At 73.6% G+C, this 16,592-nt stretch carries 17 protein-coding genes; 8 read left to right on the top strand and 9 right to left on the bottom strand.

Going from position 1 to position 16,592, the window contains the following annotated elements:
- Positions 1–7: 7 nt before the first annotated feature.
- The 3 genes from ACIPAE_RS14850 to ACIPAE_RS14860 form a co-directional block, all read right to left on the bottom strand.
- Complete coding sequence (locus ACIPAE_RS14850) at positions 8–1,450, bottom strand: sensor histidine kinase (protein WP_402445345.1); 1,443 nt, start codon at positions 1,448–1,450, stop codon at positions 8–10.
- A 245-nt stretch (positions 1,451–1,695) separates the two neighbouring features.
- A complete protein-coding gene (locus ACIPAE_RS14855) occupies positions 1,696–1,974 on the bottom strand; it encodes a hypothetical protein (protein ID WP_402445347.1) in 279 nt (92 codons plus the stop codon).
- 31 nt (positions 1,975–2,005) lie between these two features.
- A complete protein-coding gene (locus ACIPAE_RS14860) occupies positions 2,006–2,800 on the bottom strand; it encodes a PspA/IM30 family protein (protein ID WP_329370320.1) in 795 nt (264 codons plus the stop codon).
- A gap of 195 nt (positions 2,801–2,995) precedes the next feature.
- Here ACIPAE_RS14860 and ACIPAE_RS14865 point away from each other — a divergent pair, with 195 nt between their 5' ends.
- From ACIPAE_RS14865 to ACIPAE_RS14875, 3 genes are all read left to right on the top strand, one after another.
- Entirely contained in the window at positions 2,996–3,586 is a 591-nt protein-coding gene (locus ACIPAE_RS14865) for a DUF3043 domain-containing protein (RefSeq protein ID WP_329370322.1), read from the top strand.
- 269 nt (positions 3,587–3,855) lie between these two features.
- Positions 3,856–4,587: a class I SAM-dependent methyltransferase gene (locus tag ACIPAE_RS14870; RefSeq protein ID WP_329374370.1), complete on the top strand. Its 732-nt coding sequence runs from the start codon at positions 3,856–3,858 to the stop codon at positions 4,585–4,587.
- Between the two features lie 118 nt (positions 4,588–4,705).
- Entirely contained in the window at positions 4,706–5,827 is a 1,122-nt protein-coding gene (locus tag ACIPAE_RS14875) for a S1C family serine protease (RefSeq protein ID WP_402445350.1), read from the top strand.
- Between the two features lie 134 nt (positions 5,828–5,961).
- On the opposite strand, the gene ACIPAE_RS14880 is transcribed toward ACIPAE_RS14875, so the two are convergent.
- Complete coding sequence (locus ACIPAE_RS14880) at positions 5,962–6,192, bottom strand: hypothetical protein (protein WP_328463108.1); 231 nt, start codon at positions 6,190–6,192, stop codon at positions 5,962–5,964.
- A gap of 211 nt (positions 6,193–6,403) precedes the next feature.
- On the opposite strand from ACIPAE_RS14880, the gene ACIPAE_RS14885 reads away from it, so the two are divergent.
- Both ACIPAE_RS14885 and ACIPAE_RS14890 read left to right on the top strand, forming a co-directional pair.
- Positions 6,404–7,627 carry a bifunctional adenosylcobinamide kinase/adenosylcobinamide-phosphate guanylyltransferase gene (locus ACIPAE_RS14885; RefSeq protein ID WP_402445352.1) on the top strand — a complete coding sequence of 408 codons (1,224 nt, stop codon included), beginning with the start codon at positions 6,404–6,406 and terminating at the stop codon, positions 7,625–7,627.
- A 573-nt stretch (positions 7,628–8,200) separates the two neighbouring features.
- The gene (locus ACIPAE_RS14890) at positions 8,201–9,262 is read left to right on the top strand and encodes a nicotinate-nucleotide--dimethylbenzimidazole phosphoribosyltransferase (RefSeq protein WP_402445354.1); all 1,062 of its coding nucleotides are present in this window, start codon (positions 8,201–8,203) and stop codon (positions 9,260–9,262) included.
- 81 nt (positions 9,263–9,343) lie between these two features.
- Here the strand turns inward: ACIPAE_RS14890 and ACIPAE_RS14895 are convergent, their stop codons facing one another.
- Complete coding sequence (locus tag ACIPAE_RS14895; RefSeq protein WP_329370330.1) at positions 9,344–10,219, bottom strand: GNAT family N-acetyltransferase; 876 nt, start codon at positions 10,217–10,219, stop codon at positions 9,344–9,346.
- A gap of 9 nt (positions 10,220–10,228) precedes the next feature.
- Entirely contained in the window at positions 10,229–10,705 is a 477-nt protein-coding gene (locus ACIPAE_RS14900; protein WP_402445357.1) for a hypothetical protein, read from the bottom strand.
- 79 nt (positions 10,706–10,784) lie between these two features.
- Between ACIPAE_RS14900 and ACIPAE_RS14905 the strand changes: the two genes are divergently transcribed.
- Positions 10,785–11,339: a PadR family transcriptional regulator gene (locus ACIPAE_RS14905; protein ID WP_402445358.1), complete on the top strand. Its 555-nt coding sequence runs from the start codon at positions 10,785–10,787 to the stop codon at positions 11,337–11,339.
- Between the two features lie 204 nt (positions 11,340–11,543).
- Here ACIPAE_RS14905 and nadA read toward each other — a convergent pair whose 3' ends face one another.
- On the bottom strand, positions 11,544–12,737 hold the full coding sequence (gene nadA / locus ACIPAE_RS14910; protein WP_402445361.1) for a quinolinate synthase NadA: 1,194 nt from the start codon (positions 12,735–12,737) through the stop codon (positions 11,544–11,546).
- A 249-nt stretch (positions 12,738–12,986) separates the two neighbouring features.
- Between nadA and ACIPAE_RS14915 the strand changes: the two genes are divergently transcribed.
- Positions 12,987–13,340, top strand: coding sequence for an iron-sulfur cluster assembly accessory protein (locus ACIPAE_RS14915; protein ID WP_328463099.1), 354 nt, complete (start codon positions 12,987–12,989; stop codon positions 13,338–13,340).
- A gap of 117 nt (positions 13,341–13,457) precedes the next feature.
- Here the strand turns inward: ACIPAE_RS14915 and ACIPAE_RS14920 are convergent, their stop codons facing one another.
- Both ACIPAE_RS14920 and ACIPAE_RS14925 read right to left on the bottom strand, forming a co-directional pair.
- Positions 13,458–15,029: a hypothetical protein gene (locus ACIPAE_RS14920; RefSeq protein ID WP_402445363.1), complete on the bottom strand. Its 1,572-nt coding sequence runs from the start codon at positions 15,027–15,029 to the stop codon at positions 13,458–13,460.
- A 144-nt stretch (positions 15,030–15,173) separates the two neighbouring features.
- Positions 15,174–15,374 (bottom strand): hypothetical protein, encoded by a 201-nt coding sequence (locus ACIPAE_RS14925; protein WP_402445365.1) that lies wholly within the window; start codon positions 15,372–15,374, stop codon positions 15,174–15,176.
- Positions 15,375–15,567: 193 nt separating this feature from the next.
- On the opposite strand from ACIPAE_RS14925, the gene ACIPAE_RS14930 reads away from it, so the two are divergent.
- Positions 15,568–16,545 (top strand): carbohydrate kinase family protein, encoded by a 978-nt coding sequence (locus ACIPAE_RS14930; RefSeq protein WP_329370339.1) that lies wholly within the window; start codon positions 15,568–15,570, stop codon positions 16,543–16,545.
- The last annotated feature ends 47 nt before the right edge of the window (positions 16,546–16,592 follow it).

Consider the following 16,592-nt stretch of genomic DNA (forward strand, 5'->3'; position numbering starts at 1 on the left):
GGCCAGGTTACGGGGACGGCGTCGCCGAACCGTGCGGGGGCACCGTCAGCGGCAGCCGGACCGAGACGCGGAAGCCGCCGCCGGGCCGGGCGCCGGTGCGGCAGACCCCGCCGAGCGCGGAGGCGCGTTCGTGCATGCCGAGCAGGCCGTGGCCGCCTCCCGCTCCTCCCGCGCCGCCCCCCGCTCCTCCCGCGCCCGTGCCGCGCGCCGGAGCACCCGCGTCCGCGCCGCGCGCCGCAGCACCCGCGTCCGCGCCGCCCGCCGCCGTACGCACGCGCTCCGGCGCCCCGCCGCGCGCCTCCTCCGGCCCGCCGCGGTCCCGCGCCACGCCGGCGTCCTGCTCCGGCACCGCCCCGCCGAACAGCGGCGACGCCGGCCCGGCCGCGGCCCCGGGCGCGCCGTCGTCGTCCACCACGACCCGCAACTCCCCGCCGGCCCGGCTGATCCGCACCACCGCGCCCGCCTGCGGCCCGGCATGCTTCTGCACGTTGGTCAGCGACTCCTGGATCACCCGGTACGCGGTCAGGTCCACGGACGCGGGCAGCGCGGGCGGCTCCGCCCCGTCCGGCCCCTGGCCCTCGCACTCGACCGCGACCCGCAGCCCCGCCCGCCGGAAGCCGTCCAGCAACTGGTCCAGCACCGCCAGCCCCGGCGCCGGCTCCATCGGCGCCTCGGGCTCGCCGGACTGCCGCAGCAGCCCCACGGTGGTGCGCAGCTCGGCCAGCGCGGTCCGGCTCGCCTCGCGGACATGGGCGAGGGCCTGCTTGGCCTGGTCCGGGCGGGAGTCCATGACATGCGCGGCCACGCCCGCCTGGACGTTGACCAGCGCGATGTGGTGGGCGACGACGTCGTGCAGCTCGCGGGCGATCCGCATCCGCTCCTCGGCGACCCGCCGCCGCGCCTCCTGCTCCCGGCTGCGCTCGGCCCGCTCCGCGCGCTCCTCGATCGCGGTGATGTACGCCCGGCGGCTGCGCACCGCGTCACCGGCCGCGGCCGCCATCCCGGTCCACGCGAAGACCGCGAAGTTCGCCTGGCCGTACCAGGGGCCGTTGCCGAAGGACATCGCGAGCGCGGTCAGCCCGACGCAGACCGCGAGACCGGTCAGCCACGTGGTGTGCCGGTCGGTACGGGCCGCCACCGTGAACAGCGCCATCGCCGCCGCCAGGATCACCGGGACCCGGCCGTCGGCCGGGCGCAGCGCGGTGAACACGGCGCACAACGCGCAGGTGAAGGCGAGCACCGACCACGGCGCGCGGCGGCGCAGGCTCAGCGAGGCGCAGGCGGGCGCGGCCAGGCCGACGTCCACCGGGCTCAGCTGGTAGGTGTCCGCGCCCAGCACGCTGCCCAGCAGGATCACCACGAAGACGGCTGCCGCCAGCCCGGCGTCGGCCGTGGTCTGGTGGGCCCGCAGCCACTGCCACGGCGCGAGGACTCCCGATGGGTACTGCACGGTAAGCAACGGTAATACCCCCCGCGGGGTGCCCGGCCGTCTTGAGCTCCTTCCGCGGAGGGAGCCGCACACACGCAGGGGCGCGGGGAACCGCGCGCTCAGCCACGTCGCGGCCCCCGCGGGTCGTCACCGACCCGAAGGGGCTGTCGCTGTCGTGTCCGGACCACCGGCCGGGGGCCGGTTGCCCGCGCAGTTCCCCGCGCCCCTGCTGGGCACTGTTGTGACGGCGGACCTGCCCGGAGGGGCTATCCCGGGATGAGGCCGTCGTCGTTGAGCATGTCGCGGACCGTCTCCAGGGTGGCGTCCGGGGCCGGGAGGATCAGCTCCGAGGGCATCAGGGCGTCGTCGGGGAGAGGTTCACCGAAGCCGCGGACGCCGTCGAGGAGGGCGCTGAGGGTTCGGCGGAAAGCGGGCTCGTCGCCGGACTGGACGGCGGCGAGCAGTTCGGTGTCGAGCTTGTTGAGCGCGGTGAGGTGGGAGTCCTCCACCCGCACCTGGCCCTCCCCCATGATCCGTACGATCACGACGGCTCCTCCGTAAGGCTCGGTAGGGCGACTAGTTCTTGTCGAACCGGGGCGTGTCCTGGGGCTGCCCCTGGGTGCCCTGGCCGCTCTGACCGCCCTCGATCGCCGGGGTGCTGCCACTGCCGCCGGCCAGCTCCGCCTTCATCCGCTGGAGTTCCAGCTCGACGTCGCTGCCGCCGGAGAGCCGGTCCAGCTCCGCCTGGAGGTCGTCCTTGGCGAGGCCGCTCGGGTCGTCCAGGGCGCCGGAGGCCATCAGCTCGTCGAGGGCACCGGCCCGCGCGCGCAGCTGCTCGGTCTTGTCCTCGGCACGCTGGATCGCCATGCCGACGTCGCCCATCTCCTCGGAGATACCCGAGAACGCCTCGCCGATCTGCGTCTGCGCCTGGGCCGCGGTGTACGTGGCCTTGATGGTCTCCTTCTTCGTGCGGAAGGCGTCCACCTTGGCCTGCAACCGCTGGGAGGCGAGCGTGAGCTTCTCCTCCTCGCCCTGGAGCTGGGTGTGCTGCGTCTCCAGGTCGGTGACCTGCTGCTGGAGCGCGGCCCGGCGGGACAGCGCCTCGCGGGCCAGATCCTCCCGGCCGAGCGCGAGCGCCTTGCGGCCCTGGTCCTCGTAGGTGGATGACTTCTTGTTCAGCTCGTTGAGCTGCAATTCCAGCCGCTTGCGGGACGTGGCCACGTCGGCCACTCCTCGGCGCACCTTCTGAAGCAGCTCAAGCTGCTTCTGGTACGAGTAGTCGAGGGTCTCGCGCGGGTCCTCGGCCCGGTCCAGGGCCTTGTTGGCCTTCGCGCGGAAGATCATTCCCATCCGCTTCATGACACCGCTCATGGGCCTCGCGCGCCCCCTTCTCGGCAACTGCTCCAGCACCTCTACAGACCCCAGCCTACGGGCCTTGGTTCCATTACCGCACTGTTCGGGATCGGATGCGGTCATCCGTAGGGACGATCACGGTTCGGTGACCTAGGGCCCAAGGAGTACGTGAGGGGCTGGGGTGCGGCGCCGGAACCACGTAACCTGGGAGATGTGTTCCGACGTCGTTCCCATGATGAGCAGGCCCAGAGTGCCAGTAACACGGCGCTGCTGGAGGACCAGTCGCGTGACCCGCAGGCTCCCAAGGGCCGCCCCACGCCCAAGCGAAGCGAGGCGCAGAGCCAGCGCCGTAAGGCGGTGAGCACGCCCACCGACCGGAAGTCGGCGGCGAAGCAGGCCCGGGAGGCCCGCAGGGTCGACATGGCCAAGCAGCGCCAGGCGCTGGCCGGGGGCGACGAGCGCTACCTGCCGCCGCGCGACAAGGGACCGGTGCGCAAGTTCGTCCGGGACTACGTCGACTCCCGCTACCGCGTCGCGGAGTTCTTCCTGCCGCTGGCGGTCGTGATCCTGGTGCTGAGCATCGCCGGCTCCATGCAGGACCTGTCGCTGCTGCTGTGGCTGGTCGTGATCGTGGGGATCGTGATCGACTCGGTGGTCACCAGCGTGCTGCTGCGCCGCCAGCTCCGGCTGCGGTTCGCGGACAAGAACACCAAGGGCGCGACCGCCTACGCACTGATGCGGACCCTCCAGATGCGGCGGCTGCGGCTGCCGAAGCCGCAGGTCAGCCGCGGCACCAAACTCTGACCGGAGGGCACGGGGGCCCGGCGGGGTACGACTACGGATACGGCGACGGCGCGCCCGGCGGTATGCCCGGCGGCGCCGCCGGATCGCATGGTGGGCCGGCCGGCTCCGGCGACGGGTCGGGGGCCGGCGACGGGTTCGCCACGGGCTTCGGCCGAGGCGGCGGGCCGGGGCCGGCACTTCCGGGCGGACCCGGCTCGGGCGGCTTCACCGGCGGCGCCGACAGCTGGCTTGCCGGGCTCGGCGGACTGCGGAACACCGTCCGCCAGGAGCTGGTCGCCCGCCAGCTCGACGAGCAGCTGGACGCGTGCTTCCCGCAGCCGGCCGGCGCGCACGCCCGGCGCCGGCTGCGGGTGCTGGACATCGGCCCCGGCCAGGGCACCCAGTCGCTGCGGCTGGCCCGGCTCGGCCACCTGGTCACCGGCCTGGAGTCCGACCCGGCGATGCTGGCCGCGCTCCACCAGGCGGTCGCGGCAGAGCCCGCGGACGTCCGCGAGCGCTTCGTGCTGCTGCGCGGCGACGGCCGCGAGACCGGCCGGCACTTCGGCCCCGCCTGCTTCGACGTGGTGCTCTGCCACGGCGTGCTGATGTACGTCCCCGACCCCGAGCCGCTGCTCGCCGCGCTGGCCCGCGTGCTCACCCCGGGCGGCCTGCTGTCCCTGCTGGTGCGCAACGGTGACGCGCTCGCCATGCGCCCGGGCCTGTTCGGCGACTGGACGGCCGCGCTGGGCGCCTTCGGCTCCGACGCCTACACCAACCGGCTCGGCCTGGCCACCCGCGCCGACCGCCGCGCGGCACTGACCGCGGTGCTCGACGGCATCGGGGTGCCGCTGCGCGCCTGGTACGGCGTGCGGATCTTCACCGACAGCGCCCCCGACCTGGCGCTGATCCCGCCCGACCCGCACGAGCTGGACCTGCTGCTGGCGGCCGAGGAGCAGGCGGGCCGGACCGACCCGTACCGCGCGGTGGCCGCGCTGCTGCACCTGTGCGGGGTACGGGGCTGACCGGGGTACGGGACTGAGCGGAGCGCCGCGCTGAGCTGCGTACCGCGCCGAGCGGTCATACGACCCGATTGGCGGTCCGGGCCGCGCCACGGGACTTCGCGAAAGCGACAATTCGGGCATGAGTCGATCGCGCAACGACCACCGCCGCCACCGTTTCCTGCTGCCCGCCACCGGTACCGCCGTGGCGTGCACCGCCGTCCTGCTCGCCTCCGGATGCAGTCCCTCGCCCCGCGCCGCCTCCGACGCCGGCCCCGGGGCACCCGTCGCCAAGGCCGCGGTGGACAAGGCCGGCTCCTCGGACGCCCTGCAGAACGCCTACCAGAGCACGGTCAAGAACGTGCTGCCCTCGGTCGTCCAGATCACCACCAAGCAGGACCTCGGGTCCGGCGTCGTCTACGACAGCAAGGGCGACATCGTCACCAACGCGCACGTCATCGGGAACGCCACCTCGTTCCAGGTGTCGCTGGCCACCGGTGGCAGCCCGCTGGCCGCCAGGCTCGTGTCGTCCTATCCCGCGGGCGACCTCGCCGTCATCCGGCTCTCCTCGGTGCCCAAGGGACTCAAGCCGGCCACCTTCGCGCCGGGCGGCACCGCCGCCGTCGGGGAGATCGTGCTCGCCATGGGCAACCCGCTCGGCCTGTCCAGCAGCGTCACCCAGGGCATCGTCTCCGCGACGGGGCGCACCGTCAGCGAGAGCGGTTCCGACGGCTCCAGCGGCTCCAGCGGCGGCACCGGGGCCACCATCCCCGACATGGTGCAGACGTCCGCGGCGATCAACCCCGGCAACAGCGGCGGCGCGCTGGTCAACCTCGACAACCAGGTGATCGGCATCCCCACCCTCGCCGCCACCGACCCCCAACTCGGCAGCGGCGCGGCGCCCGGGATCGGGTTCGCCATCCCCTCCTCCGCGGTCAAGCGGATCGCCGACCAGATCATCAAGAGCGGCAAGGTCACCGACTCCGGGCGGGCCGCGCTCGACGTGACCGTCCGCGGGGTCGTCGGATCGAACTTCCAGCCGGCCGGCGCGGCGATCGTCAGCGCGACGAAGGGGGGCGCCGCCGCGAAGGCCGGTCTGAAGGCCGGGGACGTGATCACGAAGGTCGGCTCCACGCCGATCACCACGGTGCAGTCGCTGACGGAGGTGCTGGCGGAGCTCAAGCCGGGCGACAAGGTCAAGGTCACGTATGTGCGGGACTCCGGCACGAAGACGGCCGAGGTCACCCTCGGGTCATTGACCTGACCTGACTGGACCTGACCTGACCCGCCCGGGTGCCCCGTCCCGCGCGTTCCGGGACCTTCCGGTGGGTGCGCGGCCGGCCACCCTGGGACCGGAAGGCCCCGGCACATCCGCAACCGGGCGACCCGGGGGGCCCGTTACGGCTCGTCCGTCGCCGCTTCGTCGGTTGGCGAGGAGAGGCTCATGGGGCCGTAGACGCGGGTGCCGTCCTCGAAGAGGGTGACCTGGTCGGCGCCGCCGGCGGCAAGCTCTTTCCAGACCTCGCCGACCCACGACTCGGCGTCGCCCTGGGTGGGGAACTCCTCCGGCTGCACCGCGGGCTCCACCTCGGTGCCGTCAGCCGCCTCGAACCGCCACGTCCACGCCATGTGCTTCTCCTCGGTCCGGGAAATGGAGGACAGTGCCCAGGAAGCGTATCTGCACGATTCGCCGGGGCATCGATGATCCTTCCAGCGCGCCCCGGAGCCGTCGAGAGGGCGCCCCGAAGTCGCCACGGGCCAGGGTGCCCCGGGCGTCGTACGGCAGCCGCTTGGGCGGCCCCCGCGCGCCCGCGCCCGGCGGGCGCGAGACGATCGTCCCGTGGAACTGACTCTGCTCGGCACCGGCGGCCCCGAGGGCCTGCCGGTGCCCGACTGCCCTTGTGCCGCCTGCGCTCTCGCCACGGGGGAGGGGGCGCGCGGTGCCACTTCGGTGCTCGTCGACGGCGTCGTGCTGCTCGACCTGGTCCCGGGGGCCGCGCTGGCCGCGGCCCGCGCCGGACAGACCCTCGGCGGGCTACGCCTCGTACTGCTGTCGCATCCGCACGACGGCCCGCCGGTGGAGATCCCGCCCGGGCTGCCCGCGCCGGCCCGGGTGCCGGACGGGCAGCGGCTGTCGGTGCTGACCGGGCACCGGGTGCGTGCCGTCGCGACCGACGCGCTCGGCACCGGGTACGAGGTCGAGTCGCCGCAGGGGCTGCGCGTGCTGTACCTGCCGCCGGGATGTGCCCCGGCGGGCCTCGCGGACAACGGCGACCACGGTGCCGGGGCGGACGCGGTGCCGTACGACATGGTGCTGCTCGACGTGGTCGGGCGGCCCGACGCGCTCGCCCGGCTGCGGGCGGTCGGCGCCGTCGCCGGGACCACCGACGTGGTGGCGGTCCACCTCGGCCACGACGCGCCGCCCCGGCCCGAACTCGCCCGCCGCCTCGCCGCGCTCGGTGCCCGCGCGGTGCCCGACGGCACGACCCTGGTCGTCGGCGACTACCAGAACGTCCCCGACCTGCCGCGCCGCACCCTCGTCCTCGGTGGCGCGCGCTCCGGCAAGTCCGCCGAGGCCGAACGGCGCCTCGCCGCCTTCCCCGACGTCCTCTACGTCGCCACCGGCGGTACCCGCGACGGCGATGCGGAGTGGGCCGAACGCGTCACCGCGCACCGTGCGCGCCGCCCCGCCGGCTGGCGCACCATCGAGACCTGCGATCTGCTGCCGCTGCTCGCTGACCCCGCGGGGGCGCCGCTGCTCGTGGACTGCCTCTCCCTGTGGCTGACCCACGCGATGGACGCGGCCGGCGCCTGGGACGACGAGACCTGGCACCGGACCGGGGCGGCGGCCGTCCAGGCCGACATCGACGCCCTGCGCGCCGCCTGGCGCGCCACCCGCCGTACGGTCGTCGCCGTCTCCAACGAGGTCGGCTCCGGCGTCGTCCCCGCCACCTCCGCGGGGCGTCGCTTCCGCGACATCCTCGGCCACCTCAACGCCACCCTCGCGGAGGAGTCCGAGCACGTCCTCCTCACGGTCTCAGGGCTCCCCATCCCCCTCCGCTGACACGCTGCCCCTGCCCCCGGGGTGCCCGATGCCGACGCACCCTTCCCCCGCGAGGAAGCCGCACCTTCCCCAGGGCCGCGGGGAACGGCGTGCGGTCGGGAACTGGACCGTGACCGAGGCGGCGCGTAGCCGAAGGGGCGCGGGGAACGGCGCGCTCAGCAGGCCGCCGGCCTGGGGCCGGGAACCGGACCGTGACCGAGGTGGCGCGTAGCCGAGGGGCGCGGGGAACAGCGCGAGCAACCCACCGCCGGCCTGGGGTCGGGAACTGGACCGTGCCCGAGGTGGCGCGTATCCGAGGGGCGCGGGGAACAGCGCGAGCAACCCACCGCCGGCCTGGGGTCGGGAACTGGACCGTGCCCGAGGCGGCGCGTAGCCGAAGGGGCGCGGGGAACGGCGCGCTCAGCAGGCCACCGGCCTGGGGCCGGGAACCGGACCGTAACCGAGGCGGCGCGTAGCCGAGGGGCGGGGAACTGCGCGAGCAACCACCACCGGCAGGTGGTCCCTCAACCGACAGAACACAGCAGCCTGGAGGGTCCGCGCAGCCAAGCGCAGCGGACCGGTACTGTTCGGCGGGTGAGTGGGATTGAGATGGACGACTTCGGGGCCCTGGTGGAGCGACCGGACGCGGGTGTGCGCCGGGACTCGCAGGAACGCTGGAGCGGGCTGGTGCAGCCGTCCGGCGGGCTGGGGAAGGTCGCCGAACTGGCGGACTGGCTCGCCGCGGTGCAGGAGCAGGTGGTGGCGCGCCCGATCACCCGGCCCCGCGCCCTGGTCTTCGCCGCGGACCACGGCGTCGCGTCGCTGGACGTGTCGGCGCGGCCCGCGGGCAGCACCGCGCAGCTGGTACGGGCGGCCCTCGACGGCACCTCGCCCGCCGCGATCCTGGCCCGGCAGTACGGCGCGGAGCTGCGCATCGTGGACATGGCGGTCGACTGCGACCCGGCGGAGCTGCCCGCACCGGTCACCGCGCACCGGGTACGGCGCGGCTCGGGCCGGCTCGACATCGAGGACGCGCTGAGCCCCGAGGAGACGGAGAAGGCGTTCCGCACCGGGCTCGCGCTGGCCGACGAGGAAGCCGACTCCGGTACGGACCTCGTGCTCCTGGGTGACCTCAGCGTCGGCGGCACCACGGCCGCGGGTGTGCTCATCGCCGCGCTCTGCGGCACCGACGCCTCCGTGGTGACCGGGCGGGGGTCCGGCATCGACGACCTCGCCTGGATGCGGAAGTGCGCGGCGATCCGGGACGGGTTGCGCCGCGCGCGGCCCGTACTCGGGGATCAGCTCGCGCTGCTCGGGGCGGTCGGCGGGGCCGACTTCGCCGCGATCACCGGGTTCCTGCTGCAGGCCGCGGTGCGTAAGCTGCCCGTCGTGCTCGACGGTGTGGTCAGCGCGGCCTGCGCGCTGGTCGCCCAGCGGGTCGCCTTCCGCGCGCCCGACTGGTGGGTGGCCGGGGCCGGCACCGGTGAGGCCGGGCAGGCCAAGGCGCTCGACCGGGTGTCCCTCGAACCTCTCCTCGACCGTGCCGTGGCCGTCGGCGGAGCCGCCGGCTCCCTCATGGCGCTCCCCCTCCTCCAGGCCGCAGCCGCGCTTTCCGCTGGGCTCGGACCCTCCGAAGAGCCCCAGCCCGTCGACTGAGGGACCTCGCGACCAGCCACCCACCCGCAGGTGGCCCCTGAGCCGACAGATCCGGGGCACCCGGGGGGTCAGGGGCGCCCCCTAGGGCAACGTGCGGGAGGGGATGGCCAGTTCGGGTGGCCGCAGACCCCGTAAGCAGAGGAAACCGTCGTTCGTGATGTCGAGCCCCGCGGCGACGGCCACGTCGAGCGCCCACTGGGACTCCGCCGAGACGTGGGTGACGCGGGCGGCCTCGCCGGGCGGGGTCGTGACGAGTGCCGCGGTGAGCAGGCGGGTCGCGAGGCGGCGGGAGGTCGCCGCGAGCGCCTCGACATGCCCGCCGCGGGAGTAGCAGTAGCCGCTGCCCGCGAGGTCGTCCACGACGAACAGGGCGTTGTGCCGCAGGAGTTCCTCGTGGTCGGGGCCGTGCGCCCCGCCCCGGGTGCGCCGGTCGACGGAGTCCATCAGATCGCGGTGCCGTTCGGTGCCCTGGTGGACGGCGCCGTCCAGCGGGTCGAGCCCGGCGGTGTCCACCCGCCCCGACAGCCGCAGCGTCGGATGCAGCGTCAGCCCCGCGCGCCGCAGCGTCCGCGCGGCCACCGGATCGCTCGGCGCGCACGCGATCCCGCGCAGGCAGGCCCGCCCGTAGTGCAGCGCCCGCGCCAGCAGCGCCTTGCCGACCTCCTTGCCCTGCGCGCCCGGCACGACCGCGAGCAGCGACAGCGCCCACGTGCCCTCGCGCCGCGACGACAGCACGGTGCCCACCGGCCCGGCCGTCTCGTCCTCGACGATCCAGCACCCGCCGGGGTCGCTCCTGGCCAGATGCCGCGTGCGGCTGTCCTGCCGCGCGGCCCGTGCCGCGCCGTCCGTGGCGGGCCCGCCGTCGTCCAGGGACCGCGGCACGCCGAACGCGGCCGCCGCGACCTCCCGTACGACCCCTGCGTCCTGCGCGTCATCGCGTACGGGGCGAAGAATCACCGTTCGACTTTACGACACGTCAGAGACCGCCGGTTCAGGGCTGTTCACGGCCGGCCGGCGCGGACGGAGCGCGCGGACCGTGGCCCGCGTGATCAGGGGCGTCCCCAGGGCCGCGGGCAGGACCCAGGCGACGATCGACCCCAGCCCCAGGTTCACGACGAGGAACGCCGTGACGAACGAGATGTAGGAACTGCACATCAGGTTGATGTGCCAGATCAGCCAGCCGCTGAAGGCCGCCCGCCGCACCCACCAGCCGGCCAGCGCCGCCGCCCAGGTCAGCGCGCCGATCACGCCGAGCCACCACAGCGAGGGCCGGTAGGCGACCAGGCCGAAGGCGCTCAGGCACAGCGCGCCGGTCAGAACCTGGTAGCTCCGGCCGAGTAGCGGATGGCGCCCCGGGCGCTTGGGCGCGAGCATCGCGGCCGGCCCCACCAGCAGCCCGAGGCTGCCGGACACGACATGGACCACCAACACGACAGCATGCATGAAAGCTCCCCCATATGCCACAGTGGACTGTGTCGACCAGACAAACACCGTCCACTGTGGACTGTCAAGGGAGATGTGTGTGACGCGGACCGACCTCAACCCGACGGCCGCCTCGCTGCTCGGCTTCCTGCACGCGGGCGAGGCGAGCGGCTATGAACTGCTGGGATTCGCCGAGGCGTTCATCGGGGACTTCTGGAGCCTGACGCGCAGCCAGGTGTACCGGGAACTCGGCGCGCTCGACGAACGCGGCCTCGTCGTCGCCGGAGCCACCGGGACGCGCTCGCGGCGCCCGTACACCCTCACGGATGCCGGGCGGGAGGCTTTCGCGGAGTGGATGGCGCAGCCGCCGGAGACCGAGCAGATCCGGTACCCGCTGCTGCTGACGCTCGCGTTCGGGGCGCATCTCGACACCGGCAGGCTGCTCGAGTACGTCGAGCGGCACCGCGCGGCCCACGAGCAGCGGCTCGCCGGATACCTCGACACGGAGAAGCAGGGCGGCCTCAATCCGTACCAGCGCGCCACGATGCGCTTCGGCATCCACTACGAGCGGGCCGTGCTCGACTGGATGAGCGAACTGCCGGACATCCTCGCGGAAGTGCCGGAAGCGCCGGAAGTGCCTGACACACGGCGCTGAACGCACGGCGCTGAACGTGCGGCGCTGAACGTGCGGCGCTGAACGTGCGGCGCTGAACGTGCGGCGCTGAACGTGCGGCGCTGAACGCGCGGCGCCGAGCGTGCGGCGGCCCCGGCGGCGGCGGAGGTGCGCCGGCCGGGGCCGTCGGGTGCTCGGGCCCGCTCGGGTGCGGGCGGGCGCGAGCGGGGGTGCCGGGCGGGTGCGTTACGGCAGGGCCAGCATCTGCTCCAGCGCCAGCTTGGCGAAGTGCTCGGTCTCCGCGTCGACCTGGATGCGGTTGACCAGCTTGCCGTCGGCCAGGGACTCCAGGGTCCAGACCAGGTGGGGCAGGTCGATGCGGTTCATGGTGGAGCAGAAGCAGACGGTCTTGTCGAGGAAGACGATCTGCTTGTCGGGGTGGGCGGCGGCCAGGCGGCGGACGAGGTTCAGCTCGGTGCCCAGAGCCCACGCGGAGCCCGCGGGCGCCTCGTCGAGCATCTTGATGATGTGCTCGGTGGAGCCGACGTAGTCCGCCGCGGTGACCACCTCGTGCTTGCACTCGGGGTGCACCAGGACGTTGACGCCGAGTATGCGGGCCCGGACGTCCTCGACCGACTCCAGCGAGAACCGGCCGTGCACCGAGCAGTGCCCGCGCCACAGGATCATCTTCGCGGCCCGCAACTGCTCGGCGGTGAGGCCGCCGCCGGGCTTGTGCGGGTTGTAGACCACGCAGTCGTCGAGCGACAGGCCCATGTCGCGTACCGCGGTGTTGCGGCCGAGGTGCTGGTCGGGCAGGAAGAGCACCTTCTCGCCCTGCTCGAACGCCCACTCCAGCGCGCGCCGGGCGTTGGACGAGGTGCAGATGGTGCCGCCGTGCCGGCCGGTGAACGCCTTGATGTCCGCCGAGGAGTTCATGTACGACACCGGGACCGTGGCATCGGCGACACCGGCGTCGGCGAGGACGTCCCAGCACTCGGCGACCTGCTCGGCGGTGGCCATGTCGGCCATCGAGCAGCCGGCCGCGAGGTCGGGGAGGATCACCTGCTGGGCGTCCGAGGTGAGGATGTCCGCGGACTCGGCCATGAAGTGCACGCCGCAGAAGACGATGTACTCGGCGTCGGGCCGGGCGGCCGCGTCGCGGGCGAGCTTGAAGGAGTCGCCGGTGACGTCCGCGAACTCGATGACCTCGTCGCGCTGGTAGTGGTGGCCGAGGATGAAGACCTTCCCGCCCAGCCGGGCCTTGGCGGCCCGGGCCCGCGCGACCAGGTCGGGGTCGGACGGCGCGGGCAGGTCGCCCGGGCACTCCACGCCGCGCTCGCTGCGCGGGTCGGCCTCGCGGCCGAGCAGCAGCAGGGCGAGTGGCGTGGGCCGGACGTCCAGCGGCTCCGTCGGGACAGTCGGCGTTTGTGTGGTGGTCACGGGCCCGTAGCCCTTTCTTCGCAGCGCGCAGACCTTCTCGTCTACTTGACGTTATCTATCATAACCTGTTCATGTCAGATTGACGATGCCGGTTTCGTCAGTGTGACGCATACCGCTGGTCATCCCTTGGGCGTGTGCGAACATGGAGGGACGAGTGAGGAAGAAGTCGCCACGGACCCGGAATGAATCCGAATAGGCGTCGGTTAGGCATCGATAGCCAGCAGTCCGTACAACCCGGGAGTGAAGCACATGACGGTTCAGGACGAGACCACCACGACGGACGGCATCCTCCTGTCCGACGCTGCCGCCGCCAAGGTGAAGAGCCTGCTCGAGCAGGAGGGCCGCGAGGACCTCGCCCTGCGGGTCGCCGTCCAGCCCGGCGGCTGCTCGGGCCTGCGCTACCAGCTCTTCTTCGACGAGCGGGCCCTCGACGGCGACGTGGTCAAGGACTTCGGCGGCGTCAAGGTCGTCACCGACCGGATGAGCGCCCCGTACCTGGGCGGCGCCTCCATCGACTTCGTCGACACCATCGAGAAGCAGGGCTTCACGATCGACAACCCGAACGCCACGGGTTCCTGCGCCTGCGGCGACTCCTTCCACTGAGTCGGTGAGCCGCTGAGTCGCGGATTCCACCGCGTCGCACAGCAGCGGTCGCACGGAAGCGGCGGCACCCCCCATGGGTGCCGCCGCTTCGTCGTGTCCGGCGGGTCGCGGGGCCGGTCAGCGGCCCGCGAGCGGCCGGTCGTTCGAGGCGTCCACCACCTTGCGGTCGCCCAACGGCGCCGCCAGCGTCACCTTCTGGCTCAGCGACCGGATGATCATCGGGCACACCGTCCCCTTCGGCTTCGGCGTCGCGACCACCGACACCCGCACCTGGCCGCTGCTCGCGCTCGCCGACGCCTGGTAGGTGTCGCACGCGCCGCCCTCGTAGACGAGCGTGAGGGTGCGGCCCGCGGTGGTGTAGGAGTCGATCGGCACGCGGTGCACGGTCCGGCCGCTCGGCGGGTTCGCCGGGTCCGCCGGGCTGGTGGGCAGGATCGGCCCGCCCGGGTTCAGCGACGGCGGGGGAGAGGCCGGGCCGGTGGGCGGCACGCTGCCGGGGCTGCCGCTCGGGCTCGCGATGTAGCGCGGGTCGACCGCGGTCTGCGCCACCACCGAGGTCCGGGTCGCCCCGGCCGGCGCGGTCTGGAAGAGCCAGGCGGGCACCAGCGTCTGGACGCCCGACACGTACTCCAGCGCGAGCCCGAAGGACGCGCCGCGCACCTCGGTCGACTGCCCGCCGCCACTGCTCGGCACGCAGGGCGACGAGGAGGCGCCGCCGGACGTCGTGGAGGTGGCGCCGGATTTCGCGCCGGACTTCGCGCCGGACTTCGCGGACGGCGCCGGTACGGCCCGGCACGGCACGATCCCGCCGTTCACGGCGCCCGGGTGCATGATCGTGGTCGAGGCGTTGAGCTCCTTGAGCGCGGTCGCCGCGCTCACCACCGGGTAGGTGTCGCCCTTCGCGAGGTCCGACAGCCGGCCGAAGCCGTTGCTGATCCGGCCGTCCGCGCCGATCTGCAGCGACGTGGTCCAGCCGTGGGTGGACATCCCGCCCACCCGCGGGTCCGCGCTCACCGTGCGGATCGGGCCGACCGCGGTCGAGGTGTCCACCTTCGCGCCGGACAGCCCGAGCCCCTTGAGCACCGGCGCCGCCACGGCCGCCGCCTTCGCCGCGGGGACCGGGGAGGTGTCGGAACCGCCGGTCCGCGCGCCCGTCGCGGGCGCGCCGCCGGAGGTGTAGGTCCAGGTGCCCGGCGCTGCCTTGCTCACCATGAGCGACGGCTTGGCGGCGCCCGCCTCGGCGCCCACCCGCCACGAGCCGTTCTCCGTGCGCACGCTGCCGGGCACCCCCAGCAGCCGGGCGAGGCGTTGCACGTCGGCGGTGGTCAGCGCGCCGGACGCGGCGTAGACCGCGGCCTTCTCCGGTCCCTGCGGCAGCGTGCCGGTCAGGTGGTAGAGGTCCGCGCCGCCGTCGGTCGGCCCCGAAGCGCCTGGCGCGGCGCCGTTCACCGGGGCGTCCATACGCAGCGGGCTGGGGTCGCCCGCGTTGCCGCCGCCTCCGCCGCCCGCCGCGGACGCCCACCAGGCGCCACCGCCGCCGACCACGAGTACGGCCGCCGCGACCGCCGCGATGGCCCACCGGGGTTTACGGGTGGGGCGGTCGCCGCTCTCCGGGCTCTCGGCGCTCGCCGCGGGCTGCGTGCCACGGGTGCTGCCTTCGTTGGCGCCGTCGTCGCGTTCCTTGCTCACTGGGTGCTCCTTCGGCTCTGTCGACCGTCAGGTGCACATGGGACGTGGCGGAGCGCGAAGCGGTTCCACCGTTCGGGTGAGGCTGGGGCGCGTGGGGCGCGAGAAGGCGCGAGGTGCGGAGGCGGCGCCCGGTCGGGTGCCTGGTCAGGCGCCGTACTCCGTCATGTCCCGCACGGCGGCGACGGACTTCGGCGGGACGTGGATACCCGGCGGGCGAACGTGCGCGGGCCGCGGCGCGGCCGGGGCCGAGTGGCTCCAGTGCTGCGCGGTGCGGTGGCAGTCGCCGAGCAGTTCCGCCATGCTTTCGGGGTTTTCCGTGTACGGGGCGGTGCGAGGAGTACTCATACCTCGACCCTAGGCACGTTCGCGGGGCGGACAAAGGGCTACCAACCGGTAATTTTCGGCCGTCCGCCGTTGTGGCCGGGATTGCCGTTGCCGGCCGGGGGACGGCCTGGCCACTGGGGGGAACCCGGCCATCCACTCCACGGGGACCGGTAGCGTGAGGGGACCTCACCACCGTTTCCCGGGAGTCGCCGTCGTGCGTATCGCCGTAACTGGATCAATCGCCACCGACCATCTGATGACCTTCCCCGGCAAGTTCGCCGATCAGCTCGTCGCGGACCAACTCCACACGGTGTCCCTGTCGTTCCTCGTGGACGCGCTGGACGTACGGCGCGGCGGTGTCGCCGCGAACATCTGCTTCGGCATGGGCCAGCTCGGCACGAAGCCGATCCTGGTCGGCGCGGCCGGTGCCGACTTCGCCGAGTACCGGGCCTGGCTGGAGCGCCACGGCGTGGACACCGACTCGGTGCGGATCTCCGAAGTGCTGCACACCGCCCGCTTCATCTGCACCACCGACGCGGCGCACAACCAGATCGGCTCGTTCTACGCCGGCGCGATGAGCGAGGCGCGGCTGATCGAACTGCACCACGTCGCGGAGCGGACCGGCGGCCTGGACCTGGTGTCCATCGGCGCCGACGACCCCGAGGCGATGATCCGGCACACCCAGGAGTGCCGGACCCGGAACATCCCGTTCGCCGCCGACTTCTCCCAGCAGATCGCCCGGATGAACGGCGACGACATCCGGATTCTGGTCGACGGCGCCGCGTACCTGTTCAACAACGAGTACGAAGCCGGGCTGATCGAGTCCAAGACCGGCTGGAGCGCCGAGGAGATCCTGGACCGGGTGGAGAACCGGGTGACCACGCTCGGCGCCAAGGGCGTGCGGATCGAACGCAAGGGCGAGCAGGACATCGTGGTCGGCTGCGCGCAGGAAGAGGCGAAGGTCGACCCGACCGGCGTCGGCGACGGCTTCCGCGCCGGGTTCCTGTCCGGCCTGTCCTGGGGCGTCGGCCTCGAACGCGCCGCCCAGGTCGGCTGCATGCTCGCCACCCTGGTGATCGAGACCCTCGGCACCCAGGAGTACGAACTGCGCCGCGGCCACTTCATGGAGCGGTTCACGAAGGCGTACGGCGACACGGCCGCCGACGAGGTGCGCGGGCACATCGGCGCCTGACCGTATCCCGCGGCACCGGCCCGGCCGTTGCCGCGGCACCGTACGTA

The sequence above is a fragment of the Streptomyces sp. NPDC087270 genome (assembly GCF_044744625.1).
GTDB lineage: Bacteria > Actinomycetota > Actinomycetes > Streptomycetales > Streptomycetaceae > Actinacidiphila.

What these genes read in the sequence shown, in the direction of transcription:
- ACIPAE_RS14880 (WP_328463108.1), bottom strand. Translation starts at nt 6,192, where the DNA reads ATGGCGTGGACGTGGCGGTTCGAGGCGGCTGACGGCACCGAGGTGGAG.
- ACIPAE_RS14860 (WP_329370320.1), bottom strand. Translation starts at nt 2,800, where the DNA reads ATGAGCGGTGTCATGAAGCGGATGGGAATGATCTTCCGCGCGAAGGCC.
- ACIPAE_RS14915 (WP_328463099.1), top strand. Translation starts at nt 12,987, where the DNA reads ATGACGGTTCAGGACGAGACCACCACGACGGACGGCATCCTCCTGTCC.
- ACIPAE_RS14925 (WP_402445365.1), bottom strand. Translation starts at nt 15,374, where the DNA reads ATGAGTACTCCTCGCACCGCCCCGTACACGGAAAACCCCGAAAGCATG.
- ACIPAE_RS14875 (WP_402445350.1), top strand. Translation starts at nt 4,706, where the DNA reads ATGAGTCGATCGCGCAACGACCACCGCCGCCACCGTTTCCTGCTGCCC.
- ACIPAE_RS14900 (WP_402445357.1), bottom strand. Translation starts at nt 10,705, where the DNA reads ATGCATGCTGTCGTGTTGGTGGTCCATGTCGTGTCCGGCAGCCTCGGG.